Here is a 20,309-nt window from a genome sequence, read left to right as displayed (position 1 = left end):
TCCTTTCACCGGCGGCGGACGCATTTCTCGTAGAGGCCGAGCAGCCGCTCGCGCGGGTCGTAGGCGCGCTTGAGCTTCCGGTAGGCGTCGCCGTTGTAGAGCCGCCAGAACTCGTCCTCGGTGTAGAAGCTGTCCGAGTAGAGCGACTTGTGCCCGCCGAGGCGGGTGACCTCGGCTTCGATCATCCGGTTGTGCACGCCGTCACGCTCGCCCGGGTCCAGCGGCACCGCCGACCAGAACCCGAAGTTGACGTACAGCTCCTCGGGGTCCAGCTCGTACAGCGGCCAGCGGACGCCGCCGGGCCGCTGGCGCAGCGGGCAGATCCAGACCGGGCTGATCGGGATCTCGCGTTCGAAGAAGTCCAGGAACTCCGCGGCCCGCGCGAGCGGGACCTCGATGTCCTGCACGATCGTCTCCTCCGGCGGCAGCCGCCGGAGCTTCAGCAGCCGCTCGGCGATCCGGAAGCGCCGGTCGAGCGCCACGGCCTTCCAGTACACCGAGGAGCGCAGGAACCGGCGGCCGAGCAGCAGCCGCGGCAGCCGGTGCTGGACGCCGAACGCGCGCGAGCACCAGAACCAGTCGGTGTCCCAGCGCCAGAGGTAGTCCCGGACGGTGAGGTGGTCGGTCTCCCGGCGCCGGATCGAGCGGTAGTAGATGTCGAGCCAGGTGTAGTCGCTGGTCGCGGGCGCGGTGTCGGTGAACGAGCCGAGCGTGAGGTACAGCTCGTCCGGGCCGAAGACCGTGCCGTCGACGAAGTCGTGGTCGCCGCTGTCGCAGGCTTCCCGCAGCGCGCCGAAGTAGGTCTCCCGGTCGTGGAACCGGACGTGCCGGAGCTCGACGAACGGCTTGACCGGCTCCAGCAGGATCTTCAGCCGCAGCGCGTAGCCGAGGGTCCCGTAGGAGTTGGGGAAGCCGTGGAACAGCTCGGCGTGCTCGTTGTCCGGGGTGGCCACGACGATCCGGCCGTCCCCGGTCAGCACCTCCAGCTCCAGCACCGATTCGTGCGGCATGCCGTTGCGGAACGACGAGGACTCGATGCCGAGCCCGGTCACCGCACCGCCGAGGGTGATGGTCTTCAGCTGCGGCACGACCAGCGGCATCAGGCCGTGCGGCAGGGTGGCGTCGACGAGCTGCTCGTAGGTGACCATCCCTTCGACGTCGGCGGTGCGGGTCCCGGGGTCGACGCGCAGCACGTGGGTGAAGCCGGAGACGTCCAGCCCGGGGTGCTTGGCCACGGCGCGGGAACGGAACAGGTTCGACGTCCGCTTCGCCAGCCGGACGGTCGCCTCTCCGGCGATGGCGGTCAGCTGCCGTCTCAGTGCGTCGACACGGGCTTCGTGCTCGGGGAACGGCGGGGCGGTCGGAGCCCCGGCCTGATCGATGCTCACGCCTTGATCCTGCCTCACCGCCGACCCGGGTGGCTCGCCGAGAGCCGCGAACACCCGGCGCCGGGATCGGTGCGCGGGGTCAGGCGACGGCGCGGAGCGGGGTTCGCTCGTCGAGCAGTGCTTCGGCGTCGGCGAGGAACGCGTCGATCCGCCGGAGCCGGTCGGCGGTGCGCCGCTCGACCGCCGCGAGCCGCTCGGCCCGGCGCCGGGCGTCTTCGACGATGCGCCCGGCCTGCGCACGGGCGTCCGCGGTGCGCCGCGAGGCGGACTCCTCCGCCTCGCGGACGATCGCCGCGGCCCGCTCCCGGGCCGCGGTGACGACCCCGTCCGCCTCCGCGTGGGCCAGTTCGAGCAGGTGCCGGACGCGGTCGCCGACGGCGGCCGGGTCGGCCGGTGCCCGGCACAGCCGGTCGGCGCGGGCGGTCAGCTCCGCGTTTTCGGCGCGCGCGTGCTCGAGCTGCCGCGCCAGGTGTTCGGCCTCGGCGACGGCCGCGTCGCGGTCGGTGGTGAGCAGGCGGATCTCGGCGAGCAGCTCGTCGATCCGCTCGTCGACCTGCTCGCGGTCGTAGCCGCGGAACGTCAGCGCGAAGCTCTCGGGCAGGGGCAGGGGCAGGGGCGCCGTCATCGGGCCACGGCCGGACGGCTCAGCAGCGCGGCGAGCGCGCCGGCGTCCCCCGCGGTCCGGATGCGCACCGGGTCCGGCCGTCCCACGGTGTGGTCGTCCGCGTGCAGGGCGGCGACGAACCGCGCGACCCGGCGCGGCGACGGCGCGACCGTGGGGCCGCCCAGGTAGCGCAGGACGATCAGGTCCTCGCCCGAGTGGGTCTCGATCGCCGCCGCCCAGCCGCGCTCCTCGTCCCACAGCAGGGCCAGGTCGCGGTCGGGGTAGTGCGGCAGCCTGCTGTCGAGGGCGACGTAGGCCGACACCGGGCGGTCGTGGTCGAGGGTGCAGGACTCGAGGCCGATCCCGAGCTCGGCGGTGACCTCGCGGAGGTAGCCGAGCAGCGCGGGGACGGCGGGGTGGTGCTGGTAACCGGTCGGGAGTTCGATCGATGCGGTCACGGGGGTCGGTCGCCTTTCTCGCCTGTCTCTCCGGACACCCCGGTTCTAACATGTCATCCAAACGATGACAAGTGAGATGTCGCCGGATGGACGACAACGACTGTCCGGTTCGCCGGGATTGAACGGAGCGTCACCGGGGTACCCGATCGGGCGACCGCGGAAGATCCCGCGGCGGACGGGGAAAGCGAGGCGGCGTTGAGCATTCTGATCGACTTCGGGCGCGACACGGAGTTCTCGTTCGAGCGGCGGTTGCGCGACTACGTGGGAGTGGTGGCCCGTGCGGTGGGCGTGGGCCTGGAGTCCTGCACGCTCGACACCGGAACCCCCGCGGCGGCCTACATCGCGCTCGACTGGCGCCTGTCCCGCTTCCCGGAACACGACCTGGCCCTCGTCTGGGACGAGGTCCACGGCTGGGCGGCCGCGATCGAAGACGCCGGCGGCCCGGCGGTCCTGACCTACCTGGGCGGCGACGTCCTCCCGGAGGCCCGCGCGGTGGTCCGGTTCCTGGCGGCGGTCCGCGCGGGCGACCCGGACGCGGGCACCCTGGAGGCCCCGGTCCTGCGCGAAGCGGGCGACCACGAGCGGCTGCTGGCGATGGTCCCCGCCGTGGGGTGATGCCAGACTGGGCCCATGGGGGAGCTGACGGCGGAGTCCGTGGTCGACCGGATGGTGCCGCAGACGCCCCGGGTCTCGCCGGACGGCCGGTGGGTCGTGTCCGCGAGTGCGCCGGTGGGGCAGGCGGGGGAGCACCCGGAGAGCGGCCTGTGGCTCGCACCGGCGGACGGGGCCGAGCCGCCCCGTGCGTTCGCCGCCGCCGCGGCCGAAGACCGCGACCCGAGGTGGTCGGCCGACTCCGCGTGGGTGTACTTCCTTTCGGACCGGGCCGACCGCGGGACCGCGCAGCTGTACCGGGCCGGCCTGGCGGGCGAGCCGGAGCGGCTGACGGACCGGCACCCGGGGATCCGGGAGTACGTGCTGCTGCCGGACAGCGGTGCGGTGGTGCTCGTCGCGCCGGAGGAGAAGGCGGGCCCGGCCGACCCGCGGGTGCGCGTGGTCCGGCCGGGTGGTGCCGGGACACCCACCTGGGACACCGTCGAGCGGCCCGGCCGGCTGTGGCTCCTCGACACCGCGACCCGCGCCGTCCGCCCGCTCGGCGACCTCGGTCCCCGGCACGTCGTCGAAGCCGCCGCGCGGCCGGACGGTGCCACCCTCGCCGTGCTGACCTGGTCCGTCGCCGATCGGGAGCCCGGGCTCTTCGACCCCGGACTCCACCTGATCGATCCCGCCACCGGTGGCCGGCAGGATCTCGGCACCCCGGCACTGGAGGCCGGGTCGCTCACCTGGTGGCGGGACGAAGCCGGCTGGCGCCTGGCCTACCTCGGCCTCACCCCGCCCGGCCTGATCGGCGGCAACGCGGTCTTCGACGCCGTCGGGCACCGGAACCTCACCGCCGGGCTTGGTGTCTGCCCGATCGAACTGGCCGGGTCCGGCGACGGCGCGCTGCTGGCCCTGTTCGCCGAAGGCCTCGACACGACCATCCGGTGCCTCGACCCCGCCTCCGGCACGTTCACCGAGCTCGGCCGCGCACCCGGCAGCCTGCAGGACCTGAGCGCGGGCGGCGGGCGGATCGCCGTCGTCGGGAGCACGGCCGCCGAGCCGGACGCCGTCCACTGTGGACCACCCGGCGGTCCGCTCGGCCGGCTCGGCGGACCGCATCCGGACATCCCCTGGGGCACGCAGGAACGCTTGTCCTACCGCGCCGGAGACGGCCTGGAGCTCGACGGCCTGCTGGTCCTCCCGCCCGGCCGGACCCGCGCCGACGGGCCCTTCCCGCTGGTCACACTGGTCCACGGCGGCCCGTACGACCGCTTCGCCGACCGGTGCCAGCTCGGCTGGTTCCGCAACGGCCAGTGGCTGGCCGCCGCCGGGTTCGCGGTGTTCCTCCCGAATCCCCGCGGCGGCCTCGGTCACGGGCACGCCTTCGCGGCGAGCGTCGCCGGCGACGTCGGTGGCGCGGAGTTCACCGACCTTCTCACCGGGATCGACCTGCTCGTCGAGGCGGGCGTCGCCGACGAAAACCGGCTGGGCATCGGCGGCGGCAGCCACGGCGGGTTCATGGCGGCCTGGGCCGTGGCCCACACGGATCGCTTCAAGGCGGCCGTCGTCAACGCGGGCGTCGTCGACTGGCCGCTGCTCGCCGCGACCGGGGAGCACGGCCGGTTCGAGCTCGCACTGGGCGGCCGGGAGAACAGCCCGATCACCCACGCGCACCGGATCTCGACCCCCGTCCTCATCGTGCACGGCGAGGACGACACGAACGTCCCGCTCTCCCAGGCGGAGCTCCTGCACCACGCCCTCGGTGACCGCGAGCACGAGTTCGTGGTCTACCCGCGCGAGGGCCACTCGCTGCGCGAACGCGGCCACCAGCTCGACTTCCTGCACCGCACCCGTGCCTGGTTCTCCGCGTGGCTGGCTTGAACGCGGCCGCCGCGGGGTAACCGGGAAGGATGACGAGGACCCGCGTTTACCGCGACGGCGTGCTGCAGAAGGAAGACTTCCCCGTCGTGGACGTGTCGGAGTTCCTGGCCGAGCCGGGGACCACGGTGTGGGTGGACCTGTGCGAGCCCACCGAATCGGACCTCGCCGAGCTCGCGGACGAACTCGGCCTGCACCGGCTCGCCGTCGAGGACGCGGTGTCCGAACACCAGCGCCCCAAGCTCGACCGCTACGACGGGCACGCCTTCCTGGCCGCCTACGCCGTGCGCTTCGACGCGGACACCGGGGACGTCGCCCTCGCCGAGTTCGGCGCCTTCGTCGCGCCGCGGGCGCTGGTGACCGTGCGCAAGGACGACGGCTTCGACATCGAGCCGGTCGTGCGCCGCTGGGACCAGGCGCCGGAACTGGCGAAGACCGGCGTGCCCTTCCTGCTGCACGGCCTGCTCGACCACGTCGTCGACGGGCAGTACGAGGCCGTGCAGGCCCTGGACGACGAGGTCGAAGCCCTGGAGGACCTGGTCTTCGCCGACCGGCCGGACTCCTCGGAACTGCAGCGCCGCTCGTTCCGGCTGCGCAAGAGCCTCACCGCCCTGCGCCGCGTCGTGCTGCCGATGCGCGAGGTGCTCAGCGCCCTGATGCGGCCGGACCTGCACCTGGCCGACGAGCAGACGCGCCCGTACTTCGAGGACGTGCACGACCACGCCCGGCAGGCGGCGGAGCAGACCGAGGCGCTGCGCGAGCTGATCGCGACGGTCCGGGAGACCCAGCTGAACCTGCAGGGCAACCGGCTGAACCTGATCATGAAGAAGGTCACCGGCTGGGCCGCGGTGATCGCGGTACCGACCGCGGTGACCGGGTACTACGGCCAGAACGTGCCCTACCCGGGCAACGGCGCGCCGAGCGGGTTCTGGACCTCGACCGTCGCCGTGCTGGTGCTTTCGGTGGGCCTGTACGCGCTGTTCAAGCGCAAGGACTGGCTCTGAGCAATTGTTCCACAATGGAGTGTCCACACCGGATACTCCATTGTGGACGCCGAAATCCGGGCACGACGAGATTCGGTGACGGCGTCCACGTGCACGTCACCGGGCCCCGGGACGGCGTTCAGCCGAACGGGTCAGTGTGGCCGGATGGCCTGTGACAGAAGGAAAGGCTTTCGAGCACCGCCTGGAAGCGCACGTGGACACCGGCGCGGCTGGTTGCTCAACCGTTGCCGCTCAGCATAGTGCAGCTGCACTATGCTGAGCCACCCGGTGTGCAGGCACCGGGACGGTGCCGCGGTGCCGGCAAACGGAGAAACGGGTGGCGGATGAGCGGGGCAATGGTCGAAGGGACGCGCTCGGGTGCGGGTGCGGACGCTTCGGGCGTGGGCGAGGCCGGGGAGCAGGAGCTGCGCCGGCTGCTGGCCGGCCTGACCGCCGTCCGCGACGGCGACTTCGGCATCCGGCTGCCGGGTGGCGCCGACGGCCTGCTCGGCGAGATCGCCACGGTGTTCAACGGCATGGCCGACCAGCTCTCGCTGTTCACCTCGGAGGTCACCCGCGTCGCGCGCGAGGTCGGCAGCGAGGGGCAGCTGGGCGGGCAGGCGAAGGTCCCCGGCGTGTCCGGCACCTGGAAGGACCTCACCGACTCGGTGAACGCCATGGCCGGAAACCTCACCACCCAGGTGCGTGACATCGCCCAGGTGGCGACCGCGGTGGCGAAGGGCGACCTGTCGCAGAAGATCGACGTCGACGCGCGCGGCGAGATCCTCGAGCTGAAGGACACCGTCAACACGATGGTGGACCAGCTGTCCTCCTTCGCGGACGAGGTCACCCGCGTCGCCCGCGAGGTCGGCAGCGAAGGCCGCCTCGGCGGGCAGGCCCAGGTGCCGGGGGTCGGCGGCGTGTGGCGCGACCTCACCGACTCGGTGAACTTCATGGCCGGCAACCTGACCGACCAGGTCCGCAACGTCGCCCAGGTGACGACGGCGGTCGCCAAGGGCGACCTGTCGCAGAAGATCACGGTCGACGCCCGGGGCGAGATCCTCGAGCTCAAGAGCACGATCAACACGATGGTGGACCAGCTGTCCTCCTTCGCGGACGAGGTCACGCGCGTCGCGCGAGAAGTCGGCACCGAAGGCCGGCTGGGCGGCCAGGCGGACGTCAAGGGCGTCTCCGGCACCTGGCGCGACCTCACCGACTCGGTGAACTTCATGGCGGGCAACCTGACCGACCAGGTCCGGAACATCGCCCAGGTCGCGACCGCGGTGGCGAAGGGCGACCTGTCCCAGAAGATCAACGTCACCGCCCGCGGCGAGGTCCTGGAGCTCAAGGACACGCTGAACACGATGGTGGACCAGCTGTCCGCGTTCGCGGACGAGGTCACCCGGGTGGCGCGGGAGGTCGGTACCGAGGGCCGGCTGGGCGGGCAGGCGGACGTCAAGGGCGTCTCCGGCACCTGGAAGGACCTCACCGAGTCGGTCAACGTCATGGCCGACAACCTCACCGCGCAGGTCCGCTCGATCGCCCAGGTCACCACCGCGGTCGCCCGCGGCGACCTGTCCCAGAAGATCCGCGTCGACGCGCGCGGCGAGATCCTGGAGCTGAAGGAGACCATCAACACGATGGTCGACCAGCTGTCGGCCTTCGCGGACGAGGTCACCCGGGTGGCGCGCGAGGTCGGCACCGAGGGCAACCTCGGCGGCCAGGCCACGGTCCGCGGCGTGTCCGGCACCTGGAAGAACCTGACCGACAACGTCAACGTCATGGCGTCCAACCTGACCGGCCAGGTCCGGTCGATCGCCCAGGTCGCCACCGCGGTCGCGCGCGGTGACCTGTCCCGGAAGATCACCGTCGAGGCCAAGGGCGAGGTCGCGGCACTGGCCGACGTCATCAACACGATGGTCGACACGCTGTCGGCGTTCGCGGACGAGGTCACCCGCGTCGCCCGCGAGGTCGGCACCGAAGGCATGCTCGGCGGCCAGGCCCGCGTGCCGAACGTCGCCGGCACCTGGAAGGACCTCACCGACAACGTCAACTCGATGGCGAACAACCTCACCGGGCAGGTCCGCAACATCGCCCAGGTGACCACCGCCGTCGCCCAGGGCGACCTGACCCGCAAGATCGACGTCGACGCCCGCGGCGAGATCCTCGAGCTCAAGACCACGATCAACACGATGGTCGACCAGCTCTCCGCGTTCGCCGCGGAGGTCACCCGCGTGGCGCGCGAGGTCGGCAGCGAGGGCCGGCTCGGCGGCCAGGCCGAGGTCGAAGGCGTGTCGGGTACCTGGAAGCGGCTGACCGAGAACGTCAACGAGCTGGCCGGGAACCTGACCCGGCAGGTCCGCGCGATCGCCGAAGTCACCAGCGCGGTCGCCGAGGGCGACCTGACCCGCTCGATCACCGTCGACGCCTCCGGCGAGGTCGCGGAGCTGAAGGACAACATCAACTCGATGGTGGAGTCGCTGCGCGAGACGACGCGGGCGAACCAGGAGCAGGACTGGCTCAAGTCCAACCTGGCCACCATCACCGGCCTGATGCAGGGCCGCCGCGACCTCGCCGTGGTCGCGGCCGCGGTGATGGACGAGCTGGTCCCGCTGGTCAACGCCCAGTACGGCGCGTTCTACCTGGCCGACGACACCGCCGAGGTGCCGGAGCTGCGGCTGGTCGGCGCCTACGGCCACCCCGAGTCCGGCGCCGTCGGGGACGGCCCCGCGATCCGGTTCCGGGTCGGCCAGTCGCTGGTCGGGCAGGCCGCCCGCAGCCGCCGCGCGATCGCCGTCGACGACGTCCCGCCCGGGTACGCCACGATCTCCTCCGGACTGGGCAGCACCGCGCCGGCCAACCTGATCGTGCTGCCGATCGTGGTGGAGGACCAGGTGCTCGGCGTGATCGAGCTGGCGTCGGTGCACGGGTTCACCCCGGTGCACCGGGCGTTCCTCGAGCTGCTGATGGAGCAGATCGGCGTCAACGTCAACAGCATCGTCGCGAACGCCCGCACCGACGAGCTGCTCGGCGAGTCGCAGCGGCTGACCGCGGAGCTGCAGGCCCGCTCGGAGGAACTGCAGGCGCGGCAGGAGGAGCTCCAGTCCTCCAACGCCGAGCTGGAGGAGAAGGCGGCGCTGCTGGCCACGCAGAACCGCGACATCGAGACGAAGAACCTGGAGATCGAGCAGGCCCGCCAGGAGCTGGAGGCCCGCGCCCAGCAGCTGACGCTGGCGTCGAAGTACAAGTCGGAGTTCCTGGCCAACATGAGCCACGAGCTGCGGACCCCGCTCAACAGCCTGCTGATCCTGGCCCAGCTGCTCGCGCAGAACCCGACCCGCAACCTCACCGCCAAGCAGGTCGAGTACGCGGGCATCATCCACTCGGCGGGCTCGGACCTGCTGCAGCTGATCAACGACATCCTCGACCTGTCGAAGGTCGAGGCCGGGAAGATGGACGTCACCCCGGAGCAGGTGTCGCTGCGCCAGCTCATCGACTACGTCGAAGCGACGTTCCGGCCGATGACCTCGCAGCGCAACCTCGACTTCCGGATCACCGTCGCGCCCGGCTCGCCCCCCGAGCTGCTGACCGACGACTCGCGGCTGCGCCAGGTGCTGCGCAACCTGCTGTCCAACGCGGTCAAGTTCACCGAGGTCGGCGGGATCGAGCTGCACATCGAGCCGGTCGACCCCGAGCGGCTGCCCCGGCCGCTGCGGGCGCACGGGCCCGCCGTCGCGTTCCGGGTCACCGACACCGGCATCGGGATCGCCGAGCACCAGCTCGAATCGATCTTCGGCGCGTTCCAGCAGGCCGACGGCACCACCAGCCGCAAGTACGGCGGCACCGGGCTCGGGCTGTCGATCAGCCGGGAGATCGCCCAGCTGCTCGGCGGGGTCATCACCGCCGAAAGCACCCTGGGCGAAGGCAGCACCTTCACCTTCGCGCTGCCGGTCGCGCGCCCGGACTTCGCGCCGCTGCCGTCGGGGGAGCACCCCGGCACCGCGGTCGTGCCCGCCGAGTCCGGCGCGGTCGTCCCGGCGGCAGGCCCGCGGCCGCACCGGCGGCTGCTGGTCGTCGAAGAACGCCAGCACGGCCTGCTGACGCTCGTCGCCGAGAGCGCGGCGGCGGACCTGGCCGACAGCCGGGACATCGGCCTCTCGCCCGCCGACGTCGAAGTCGTGACGGCGGTCGGCACGCAGGAGGCGGCCGCCGCGCTCGCCACCGACGCCTACCACTGCGTGGTGCTCGACCTGGACCTGCCGGAGCGGACCGCGTTCACCTTCCTCGACGCGATGGAAGGCGACAGCGCGCTGCGGCTGGTCCCGGTGCTCGCGCACAACAGCCGGCGGCTCGACGGCGAGCTCGAACAGCTGGTGCAGTCCCGCGCGGACATGCAGTCCCTCGAAGTGCTGTCGGGGCTGGACGAGCTGCGCGAGCGGATCGCGCTGCACCTGTCGGCCGAAGAGCCCGGCGCGGTGCTGCCGCTGGTCCGCCCGGAGGAGGCGGCCGCGCCCGTGCGGGCGGCCGACGTCGACACCACGCTGGCCGGGCGCACGGTGCTGATCGTCGACGACGACCCGCGCAACGTCTACGCGCTGACCGGCATCCTGGAGCTGCACGGCATGCACGTGCTGCACGCCGAGGACGGCCGCAAGGGCGTCGAGACGGTCGCGTCCCACCCGGGCATCGACCTGATCCTGATGGACGTGATGATGCCGGAGATGGACGGCTACACCGCGACCTCGAAGATCCGCGCGATGCCGGAGCACGCGAGCATCCCGATCGTCGCGGTGACGGCGAAGGCGATGCCCGGTGACCGGGAGAAGAGCCTCGCCTCGGGCGCGACCGACTACGTCACGAAACCGGTGGATGCGGACGACCTGATCACCCGCATCAAGCGGCACGTGACCGCGTGATCGGCGAGGAGCGGTTGCCTGCCGAAGACCGGATCATCCCCGTGCTGCCCCCGCCGGCCGAGGTGTCGGCCAACCTCGCCCGGCTCGCCGACACCGTCGCGCGCCTGCGCGGCGAAGTCGACCACGCCCACGCGGTCGCCGACGGCCGTGGGCTGATCGAACTGGCCAAGGGCGTGCTGATGGAACGCCTGCACTGCACGCCGTCGGACGCGGCGAAGCAGCTGGAGACGCTGGCCGAGCGCTCCGGGATGACGCCGCTGGAGTTCGCCGCGGACGTCGTCGGCGAGGCGGCCGAGGACCGGATCACCGAGGTGACGCAGGAGTTCCTGGCCCGCGCCGAAGGCGAAGAGTCGGTCGCGGTGCGGCTGCGGACCGCCGAGAGCGGCGTGCTCGCGGCGGGCGACACCCAGCGCGTCGCGGAGTCCATCCTGGAGCACGCGCTGCGGCCGCTCGGCGCGACCGCGGTCGCGGTGTGGCTCGCCGGGCCGGACGGGTCGCTGACGCTGGCCGGCTCGGCCGGGTTCTCCGCGGAGGAGGCGGCGCGCTGGTGCTACGTCCCGCCCGGCGTGGCAACGCCCGCCCGCAGCGCGCTGCTCGCGCGGGACACCGTCTGGCTCCCCACGCTGGCGGGGGCCGGGCTGCCGTCGATCGGGCAGCACACGCTGTCCGGCGGCGGCCGGGTCACCGTGCCGACCGGCACCGGCGGGCGGATCATCGGCGTCGTCGAGATGTGCTGGCCGGAGCCGCTGCCCGCGGAACCGGGGCGGCAGCGCCGTCAGCTGGAAGCGCTGGCCGAGCTGTGCGCGCACACGCTCGACACGTGGGACGGCGTCGTCCCGCCGGTGACCGCGGACGGCGACTTCCTCGGCGAGCTGGTCGACTTCATCGACGGCCTGCACGACCCGGCCGTGCTGCTCTCGCCGTGCGTCGACGGTGGCAACCGGCTCAGCGACTTCCGCATCCACCACGCCAACGTCCGGTTCGCCGACCCGGGCGGACGGCCGCGCAGCCGGATCGTCGGCACCCGGCTGCTGGAGTCGTACCCGCTCGCCGCCGAGGAGAGCGGGCTGCTGGACAAGATCCAGCGCGTCTACGCCACCGGCGAGCCGTTCCGGGCCGAGAGCATGGCGGTCACGACGCTGGTGGACCAGGTCCCGCTGACCGTGCTCACCGACGTCAGCGTCACCCGCTTCGCCGGGAACGTGCTGCTGATCCTGCGCATCCAGGACGACGCGGCGAAGCTGGCGGTGCTGCTGCAGCACGCCCAGCGGCTCGGGCGCATCGGCGGGTTCGAGGAGAACGTCGTCACCGGGGCGATCACCTGGAACATCGAGCTGTTCTCGCTGTACGGCCTGCCGTCCACCGCCACGCCGCTGTCGCTGCACGACCTGGCCGCGAACGCCCACCCCGACGACGCGCCGGCGATCGGCCGGTTCCTGCGGGCGGTGCTGCACCACAAGCGCCCGTCGTCGACGGCGTTCCGGCTGCAGCGCTCCGACGGCGTCGCCCGGCACATCCGGGTGGTCGCCGAGCCGGTCGTCGACGCCCGCGGCGAGCTGGTCGCGGTCCGGGGTGCCTACCAGGACGTCTCGTCGCAGCACTGGACCGAGGTGGCGCTGGCCGCGACGCGGGACAGGCTGGCCGAGACCGAGCAGCAGGCGATGGAGCGCAACCGGCTCGCGCTGCAGCTGCAGCACGCGATCATGCCGCCGGCCAAGGGGCCGATCGACATGCCGGGCCTGCGCGCGGCGGTCCGGTACCGGCCCGCGGAGAAGGAGCACCTGGTCGGCGGCGACTGGTACGACGCGGTGGCGTTGCCGACCGGCGAGGTCCTCCTGTGCGTGGGCGACGTCGCCGGCCACGGCATCGACGCGGCGACCGGCATGGTCAGCCTCCGCAACGCCCTGCGGGGCCTCGCGGCGACCGGCGCCGGGCCCGCCCAGCTGCTGACCTGGCTGAACCTGGTGGCCTACCACTTGACCGACCACGTCACGGCGACCGCGGTGACGGCCGTGTACAACCCGGCGGACCACAAGCTGCGCTGGGCCCGGGCGGGTCACCTGCCCCCGATCGTCCGCCACAGCGACGGCACGGCCACGACGCTGCCCTTGATCCGCGGCTCCCTGCTGGGCGCGGTCCGCGACGTGACGTACGAGGAGGACGAGCTCCAGCTGGCGGAGGGCGACCTCCTGCTGATCTACACCGACGGCCTGATCGAGCGCCGCGACCGCCCGGTCCAGGATTCGGTGTCCCGCCTCCTCACCCTGGTCGACGGCCACGACGGCGGGCTGGAGCACCAGCTGGACCGCCTGCTGACCTACAGCACGGCCGACACGGACGACGACACCTGCGTCGTCGGCATCGAGGTGATGACGTCCTGACGCGTGTCGTCCCCCCAATCACACGTGATGCCTCTCCGATCACGAATGATGCCCCTCCGATCACACGTGATGCCCCTCCGATCACGAGCGATGCCCCGTCCCGCACGAGCGGGCGGCCGGCCGGTGGACCGAGCCGGGCGTCGTCCGTGCGCTGCGAGGCATCTCGCGTGATTGAAGGGGCATCACGGGTGATTGGAGAGGCATCACTCGTGATCAGGGGGTCGACACGGGTCAGGGGTTGATGGCCAGCACCAGGAAGCCCGCCAGCAGGACCAGGTGCACGCCGCCCTGCAGGCGGGTTGCCCGGCCGGGCACCACCGTCAGGACGCTCACCACGACCGTCAGCGCCAGCAGCACGATCTGCGTCGAGCCCAGGCCGAGCAGCAGCTGGCTCGGCAGCCACACCGACGCGAGTGCGATCGCCGGGATCGTCAGGCCGATGCTGGCGATCGCCGAGCCGTATGCCAGGTTGAGGCTGATCTGCATGCGGTCGCGCTGGGCCGCGCGGACCGCCGCCAGTGTCTCGGGCAGCAGGACCAGCAGGGCGATCACCACGCCCACGAACGACTGCGGGAACCCGGCCGCGCGGACCCCGGCCTCGATCGCCGGTGACTCCACCTTCGCCAGCCCGACCACCGCGACCAGCGCCACGAGCAGCAGCGCGAGGCTGCCCAGCGCCGCGCGGTTCGACGGCGGCTCGGCGTGGTCGTCCTCCTTGACCGCGCCGTCGGCGGCGACCGGGAGGAAGAAGTCGCGGTGGCGGACCGTCTGCGTCAGCACGAACGTCCCGTACAGCACCAGGGACGCCAGCGCCGCGAACGTCAGCTGGGTGGGGGAGAACGCCGGACCGGGCGTGCTGGAGGTGAACGCGGGCAGCACCAGGCTCAGCGTGGCCAGCGTCGCGACCGTCGCCAGCGCCGCCCCGCTGCCTTCGGAGTTGAACAGCGTCGAGCCGTAGCGGCGGGCGCCGACGAGCAGCGAGATGCCGACGATGCCGTTGGTGGTGATCATGACGGCGGCGAACACGGTGTCCCGCGCGAGCGACCCCGCCTCCGGGCCGCCGGACACCATCATCGTGACGATCAGGGCGACCTCGATGACGGTGACGGCCACCGCCAGCACGAGCGAACCGAACGGCTCGCCGACGCGGTGGGCGACGACTTCGGCGTGGTGCACCGCGGCCAGCACGGTCGCCCCGAGCGCGACGGCGACGACGGCCACGAACACCGGGCCGAGGTCGCGGCCCCACGACAGCGCCAGCACGAGCACGCCGAGCACCGGGGTGACGGAGGTCCAGGACAGCAGGAAGGATCTCAGCGCGGCGACCATGCCTCCACCCTGGCACACCACCGGCGATCCCGCGGACCGGCCGGGCACTTCTCACATCGTCCCTTGTGGACTTTCGAGGTCGGAAGGGACCAGCCGCGGGGCCGCGGTGACGACGTGGCGGCGGAAGGTTTCGCTCAACGGCGGGAGGTTCCGGCCCGCCGCCCAGGCGAGGCCGATGTCGCGCGCAGCGTCCACATCGGTCAGTTCGAGGTGCGGTGCCGGGAACGCCGCCGTGTGCGGCAGCGGCACGACGGACACGCCGAGCCCGGCCGTGACGAGCCCGCGCAGCGTCTCCACCTCGTCGCCTTCGAACCCGATCCGGGGGACGAACCCGGCCTCGGCGCACAGCCGCTCGGTCGTCTCGCGCAGCGCGTAACCCGGGCGCAGGAGGATGAACGTCTCGTCCGCGACGTCGGCGAGGCGCACCCGCCGCCGCCCCGCGAGCCGGTGACGCGGGGGAACCGCGAGCCGCAGCGGCTCGACGAGCAGGCGGGACCAGTGCAGCTGCGGGTGCCCGGGGTCGCCGCTGGTGAGCACGAGGTCCGCGGTGCCGTCGAGGAGCTCGGCTTCCAGCCCGGCCTCGCCGTGTTGGCGCAGCTCGAAGCGGGCCCCCGGGTGCTCGCCGAGGAAGCCGCTCAGCACCGCGGGCACCAGCCAGGTGCCGAACGTGTGCAGGAACGCCAGCGGGACGACCCCGGTGTCCGGCGCGACGATCTCGCCGACTTCACGCAGCCCTTGGTCGAGCTGGTCGAGCACGAGGTCGACGTGCCGCCGGAAGGCGTGCCCGGCCGGTGTCAGCCGCAGCACCCGCCCGGACCGGCGGAACAGCTCGGCGCCGGCCTCGTGCTCCAGCCGTCGCAGCGCCCGCGACAGCGCCGGCTGGGTGAGGTGCGCCCGCGCGGCGGTCTCGGTGACCGTGGCGCCGGCCGCGACCTCGCGGAAGAGCCGCAGCGTCTGCACGTCCATGCCGCCAGTGTATGGAATTTCAGCCAATCAGGCATTGGACGCATCGATCATCGGGGTCCAGGCTGGAGGTATGGCAACCGTGGCTGAACAACTGGTCAGGACCCTGCGCGACGCCGGGGTCGAGCGCATCTACGGCATCGTCGGGGACAGCCTGAACCCGATCGTCGACGCGGTCCGCCGCACCGACGGCATCGAGTGGGTGCACGTCCGCCACGAGGAGACCGCGGCCTTCGCCGCCGCGGCCGAAGCGCAGGTCACCGGCAAGCTCGCCGTCTGCGCGGGCAGCTGCGGCCCCGGCAACCTGCACCTGGTCAACGGCCTCTTCGACGCCCACCGCTCCGGCGCGCCGGTGCTGGCGATCGCGTCGCACATCCCGTCGAACCAGATCGGCACCGGGTTCTTCCAGGAGACCCACCCGGACCGGCTGTTCGCCGAGTGCAGCCACTTCAGCGAGGTCGTGGCCGACCCGGCCCAGCTGCCGCGGCTGCTCCGGATCGCGACGCAGGCCGCCGTCGGCAAGGGCGGCGTCGCGGTGCTGACCATCCCGGGCGACCTGGCCGACCGGAAGGCGACCGGTTCGCTGACCGAGCGGCTCCCGCTGGTGACGCCGTCGCCCGCGGTGCCGGCTCCGGAGACCGTGCAGGAGCTTGCGGACCTGCTGAACTCCGGTGAGAAGGTGATGCTGTTCGCCGGCGCCGGTGTCCGCGGCGCGCACGAGGAAGTCATGGCGCTGGCGGAGAAGCTCGCCGCGCCGGTCGGGCACTCGCTCGGCGGCAAGGAGTGGATCCAGTACGACAACCCGTTCGACGTCGGCATGAGCGGGCTGCTGGGCTACGGCGCCTGCTACGACGCGATGCACGAAGCCGACCGGGTCGTGCTGCTGGGCACGGACTTCCCGTACGACAACTTCCTCCCGCAGGCCCGCACGATCCAGGTCGACCACGACGCTGCACGCCTCGGCCGCCGTACCCCGCTGGACCTGGCGGTGCACGGCGACGTGCGCGAGACGCTGCGGGCGCTGCTCCCGCTGCTGCGGCCACGGACCGACCGCGCGTTCCTCGACCGGATGCTGCGCGAGCACGTGCGGAAGCTGGAGAAGGTCGTCGGCGCGTACACGACGAAGATCGAGCACCGCCGCCCGATCCACCCGGAGTACGTCGCTTCGGTGCTCGACGAGGTCGCCGCGGACGACACGGTGTTCACCGTCGACACCGGCATGGGCAACGTCTGGGCCGCCCGCTACCTGACACCGAACGGCCGCCGCCGCGTGCTCGGGTCGTTCCGGCACGGCAGCATGGCGAACGCGCTGCCGCACGCGATCGGCGCGCAGCTGTCCCAGCCGGGCCGCCAGGTGGTGTCGCTCTCGGGCGACGGCGGGCTCGCGATGCTGATGGGTGACCTGCTGACGCTGCCGGCGTACGACGTCCCGGTGAAGGTGGTGGTGTTCAACAACGCCACGCTGGGCATGGTGAAGCTGGAGATGCTGGTCGACGGCCTGCCGGACTTCGGCACCGACCACGCCCCGGTGAACTTCGCGGCGATCGCGGCGGCGTGCGGGATCTTCGCCGAGCGCGTCGAGGACCCGGCCGACGTGCGCGGCGCGCTGGAGAAGGCGTTCGCCCACCCGGGGCCGGCGGTGGTCGAGGTGGTGACGGACCCGAACGCCCTGTCGATCCCGCCGCGCATCACCGGCGAAATGGTGCGCGGATTCGCGCTGGGGGCGACGAAGACGGTGCTCAACGGCGGGGTCGGCAAGATGGTCGACCTGGCGCGCGCCAACCTGCGCAACACCCCTCGGCCGTAGCCCGCGGCCCCGCGGCGGGTGCGGTCCATTGTGGACCGCACCCGCCGTTTTGCGGTCTTCGGCTACACACGGTGGTGATCGACCACTCGTTCGGCTGCTGGGGCAGGAGCGGGGTGGGCTCCTACCGTCGAGGGAGTGCTCGCCGTAGGCGTCGTGGGAGGTGTGACCGGCGTGCTCGTGGCCCTCCAGCGCACCGGCCGGGATCGGCCGCTCCCCCCGGCGGCGGAGCATTTGGTGGCGGTGCTGAGGTCGTGGGGCCCGGGCCCCCAGCACCTGACGGGCCTGGCACTGGCGGGCAACCTGGGGCCCCGGTTCGTGGACGCGCTGGTGTTCACGAGGTACGGCGTGGTGGTGATCGCGGCCCACGAGCCGGGCCCGGCGGAGTGGCCGGGCCCGGGAGACCGGACCGGAGCGGCCGTGGCGGCGGCGAGGGGCGCGCTGGCGGGGCACGAAGGCGGCCGGCATGTGACGGGCCTGGTCGCGGTGGTCCCGCGGGTGGGCGATGCCGGGATGGGCGGACAGGTACGCGGGGGAGAGCGGCCGGCCGGCTTGCCGGAGGTCTCGCAGGTGGCTTCGCCTCTTCGCGAGGCGACGGTGTTTGAGGGCGGAGGCCGGCGGGCCGAGGGATCGGTTGCGGTTCCGGAGGCGGGCGATTCGCCGGAGCTCGGGCGCGCCCGGGAGGCTGCGTTGCCGTCCGGGCCGGTGGTGGTTCCGGAGGCGGGCGATTCGCCGGAGCTCGGGCGCGCCCGCGGGGCGGAGTTGCTGTCCGGGCCGGTGGTGGTTCCGGAGGCGGGCGATTCGCCGCAGCTCGGGCGCGCCCGCGGGGCGGAGTTGCCGTCCGGGCCGGTGGTGGCTCCGGAGGCGAGCGATCCGAAGCCTCCCGGGCGCGCCCAGGAGACGGAGTTGCCGTCCGGGCCGATCGCGGTTCCGGAGGCGGGCGATTCCGGCGTCACCGGCCGAGCCCCCGCATCCGACCTCCCGTCCGGGGCGGTCCGGCCCCGAACCGCCCCGCCCGCAGTCCGGTGGCCCGACCCCCACCCCGTGCCCGGCGTGGCCGTCGTCCTCGCCGACTCGCGTGGGCTGCGGCGGATCATCGCCCAGCACAACCGGTGGCGGACCGTCTGGTCCGCCGACGACGTCCTCGACGCCTGCTACGCCCTCTCCCTCGCGCACCTCGCCCCGCCCCGTGCCGCTCTCATCGCCGAGGGGTTTCCTGCGCGGCTTCCCGTGCTCGACCGGCTGCCCGAACTGCCCGCCGTCGTTCCCCTGCCCCCGGAACCCCCGCCGGCGCCCGCCGAAGACGAGCCCGTCCCGTGGACCCCGTCCGCGCGGGCCGTCGTCTTCCCGCGGCAGCGGCCGATCCGGCAGATCCCCTGGGCGCTGCTGTTCGTGCTCACCCTGCTCGTCGCCGCCGGGGTGGTGGCCGCCGTGTTCGTCAACCAGGTCTTCCACGGATCTTGACCCGTTCAGTTCGCTTCAACTAGGCCATTTGCACCGTTTCCCTGTCGCATCCGCTGGGCACCTCCCGGTCGATGTGAAAGGGGTTCACGATGCCGCGCACCCGAGCGCTTGTCCTTCTCGCCGTCCTCGCCGGCGCTTCCCTCACCGGCTGCAAGATCCCCGACGGGCTCGCTTCCGGGGCCGGCACCCAGGCACCCGAGACGGCCGCCGCCCCGCCGATCGCGCCGGCCGAGGCGAAGAACGAGCTCGCGGCGCTGAAGATCGCCGTGCGCGGCACCATGGACGGCTACAGCCGCGACGAGTTCCCGCACTGGGACAAGGTCGACGCCAACTGCGACGTCCGCGAGCAGGTCCTCAAGCGCGACGGCAAGGACGTCAAGACCGACGCGCAGTGCGCCGCGAAGTCCGGCACCTGGGTCAGCCCCTACGACGGCGAGACCTGGCACAAGGCGTCCGACCTGGACATCGACCACGTGGTGCCGCTCGGGCAGGCCTGGATCAGCGGCGCGAAGAGCTGGACGCGGGAACGGCGCGAGCAGTTCGCGAACGACCTCGTCCGCCCGCAGCTGAAGGCCGTCACCGACAACCTCAACGAGCAGAAGAGCGACAAGGCCCCGGACGCCTGGAAGCCGCCGCTCGTCTCCTACTGGTGCACCTACGCCACCGACTGGATCGTCGTGAAGCGCAACTACGGCCTGACGATCACCGTCCCGGAGAAGACGGCCCTGCAGACCATGCTGGACCGCTGCTAGAACGAGCGTGCCGCGGCCAGCGCCTGGTCCGCGTAGGACTGTCCGAACAGGACGGTGTGCACCAGCAGCGGGAACAGCTGGTGCAGCCCGATCCGGTCGCGCCAACCTCCGGGCAGCGGCGCTGCCTCGTCGTAGGCGGCGAGGACGCGGTCGAGGTGCGGGCAGCCGAACAGGTGCAGCATCGCCAGGTCCGTCTCGCGGTGCCCGCCGTGGGCGGCCGGGTCGATCAGCCACGCCTCGCGCCCGTCCCACAGCACGTTGCCGTTCCACAGGTCGCCGTGCAGCCGCGCGGGCGGTTCGGGCGAGGCCGGGATCCGGGCGCAGGCGCGCTCGAACACCGCGGCCTCGGCCGGGCCGAACGTGCCCGCGTCCACCGCCAGCCGGACGTAGGGCAGCACGCGGTCCGACGCGTACCAGGACGCCCAGTCGTCCGCCGGGTTGTTCGCCATCGGGGCCCGGCCGATGAACGCCTCCGCGGGTCCGTCCGGCGGCGGCGCGCCGAACGCCGGGGCGCCCGCGGCGTGCAACCCGGCCAGCCCGCGGCCGAAGCGCTCCGCGGCCGGCGCCGACGGGCGGCCGTCCGGGACGCGGTCGATGACCAGCCGGTCCCGGTCGTGGCTGCGGACGGCGGGAATCGGCACGGTGCCGGCCGCGGCCAGCCAGCGCAGGCCGGCCACTTCGGCGGCGGTCGCGCCGGGCGCGTGCCCCTGCTTGACGAACACCTCGCGGCCGTCTCCGGACTCGGTCATGTCCCGCACGGTACCGGCGCGCTACGGTGGTCGCCGGAGACAG

At 72.8% G+C, this 20,309-nt stretch carries 14 protein-coding genes; 8 read left to right on the top strand and 6 right to left on the bottom strand.

Annotation, left to right across the window (positions count from 1 at the left end; genetic code table 11):
* Positions 1–5: 5 nt before the first annotated feature.
* The 3 genes from ABZX11_RS23700 to ABZX11_RS23690 all read right to left on the bottom strand — a co-directional run bounded on the left by ABZX11_RS23700 (position 6) and on the right by ABZX11_RS23690 (position 2,450).
* Positions 6–1,388, bottom strand: a complete 1,383-nt coding sequence (locus ABZX11_RS23700; RefSeq protein WP_176169777.1) for an FAD-binding oxidoreductase — start codon at positions 1,386–1,388, stop codon at positions 6–8.
* 79 nt (positions 1,389–1,467) lie between these two features.
* A complete protein-coding gene (locus ABZX11_RS23695) occupies positions 1,468–2,013 on the bottom strand; it encodes a hypothetical protein (RefSeq protein ID WP_354916331.1) in 546 nt (181 codons plus the stop codon).
* The gene (locus ABZX11_RS23690; protein ID WP_354916328.1) at positions 2,010–2,450 is read right to left on the bottom strand and encodes a DUF6292 family protein; all 441 of its coding nucleotides are present in this window, start codon (positions 2,448–2,450) and stop codon (positions 2,010–2,012) included. The genes ABZX11_RS23695 and ABZX11_RS23690 overlap by 4 nt, the downstream gene beginning before the upstream one ends.
* A 195-nt stretch (positions 2,451–2,645) precedes the next feature.
* Between ABZX11_RS23690 and ABZX11_RS23685 the strand changes: the two genes are divergently transcribed.
* The 5 genes from ABZX11_RS23685 to ABZX11_RS23665 all read left to right on the top strand — a co-directional run bounded on the left by ABZX11_RS23685 (position 2,646) and on the right by ABZX11_RS23665 (position 13,205).
* On the top strand, positions 2,646–3,065 hold the full coding sequence (locus ABZX11_RS23685) for a DUF6292 family protein (protein ID WP_354916325.1): 420 nt from the start codon (positions 2,646–2,648) through the stop codon (positions 3,063–3,065).
* A gap of 15 nt (positions 3,066–3,080) precedes the next feature.
* Positions 3,081–4,928 carry a prolyl oligopeptidase family serine peptidase gene (locus tag ABZX11_RS23680; RefSeq protein ID WP_354916322.1) on the top strand — a complete coding sequence of 616 codons (1,848 nt, stop codon included), beginning with the start codon at positions 3,081–3,083 and terminating at the stop codon, positions 4,926–4,928.
* 29 nt (positions 4,929–4,957) lie between these two features.
* On the top strand, positions 4,958–5,929 hold the full coding sequence (locus ABZX11_RS23675; protein WP_354916319.1) for a magnesium transporter CorA family protein: 972 nt from the start codon (positions 4,958–4,960) through the stop codon (positions 5,927–5,929).
* A 335-nt stretch (positions 5,930–6,264) separates the two neighbouring features.
* Positions 6,265–10,824, top strand: coding sequence for a HAMP domain-containing protein (locus tag ABZX11_RS23670; RefSeq protein WP_354916483.1), 4,560 nt, complete (start codon positions 6,265–6,267; stop codon positions 10,822–10,824).
* The gene (locus tag ABZX11_RS23665) at positions 10,821–13,205 is read left to right on the top strand and encodes a SpoIIE family protein phosphatase (RefSeq protein WP_354916316.1); all 2,385 of its coding nucleotides are present in this window, start codon (positions 10,821–10,823) and stop codon (positions 13,203–13,205) included. Before ABZX11_RS23670 ends, ABZX11_RS23665 begins: the two co-directional genes overlap by 4 nt.
* A gap of 231 nt (positions 13,206–13,436) precedes the next feature.
* Here ABZX11_RS23665 and ABZX11_RS23660 read toward each other — a convergent pair whose 3' ends face one another.
* Both ABZX11_RS23660 and ABZX11_RS23655 read right to left on the bottom strand, forming a co-directional pair.
* On the bottom strand, positions 13,437–14,534 hold the full coding sequence (locus ABZX11_RS23660; protein ID WP_176169770.1) for an ionic transporter y4hA: 1,098 nt from the start codon (positions 14,532–14,534) through the stop codon (positions 13,437–13,439).
* Between the two features lie 51 nt (positions 14,535–14,585).
* Entirely contained in the window at positions 14,586–15,500 is a 915-nt protein-coding gene (locus tag ABZX11_RS23655; RefSeq protein ID WP_354916308.1) for a LysR family transcriptional regulator, read from the bottom strand.
* Positions 15,501–15,570: 70 nt separating this feature from the next.
* Here ABZX11_RS23655 and ABZX11_RS23650 point away from each other — a divergent pair, with 70 nt between their 5' ends.
* From ABZX11_RS23650 to ABZX11_RS23640, 3 genes are all read left to right on the top strand, one after another.
* Entirely contained in the window at positions 15,571–17,304 is a 1,734-nt protein-coding gene (locus tag ABZX11_RS23650) for a pyruvate dehydrogenase (RefSeq protein WP_354916305.1), read from the top strand.
* Positions 17,305–17,439: 135 nt separating this feature from the next.
* Entirely contained in the window at positions 17,440–18,765 is a 1,326-nt protein-coding gene (locus ABZX11_RS23645) for a hypothetical protein (protein WP_354916302.1), read from the top strand.
* Positions 18,766–18,854: 89 nt separating this feature from the next.
* Positions 18,855–19,517 (top strand): HNH endonuclease family protein, encoded by a 663-nt coding sequence (locus ABZX11_RS23640; protein ID WP_176169767.1) that lies wholly within the window; start codon positions 18,855–18,857, stop codon positions 19,515–19,517.
* On the opposite strand, the gene ABZX11_RS23635 is transcribed toward ABZX11_RS23640, so the two are convergent.
* Positions 19,514–20,266: a fructosamine kinase family protein gene (locus tag ABZX11_RS23635; RefSeq protein WP_354916299.1), complete on the bottom strand. Its 753-nt coding sequence runs from the start codon at positions 20,264–20,266 to the stop codon at positions 19,514–19,516. The two genes, ABZX11_RS23640 and ABZX11_RS23635, sit on opposite strands and share 4 nt — an antisense overlap.
* Positions 20,267–20,309 lie beyond the last annotated feature (43 nt).

Source organism: Amycolatopsis sp. NPDC004169 (genome assembly GCF_040610315.1).
Classification (GTDB): Bacteria; Actinomycetota; Actinomycetes; order Mycobacteriales; family Pseudonocardiaceae; genus Amycolatopsis.
Note: the sequence above shows the minus strand (reverse complement) of the source record. Positions and strands in the feature narration are given on the sequence as shown.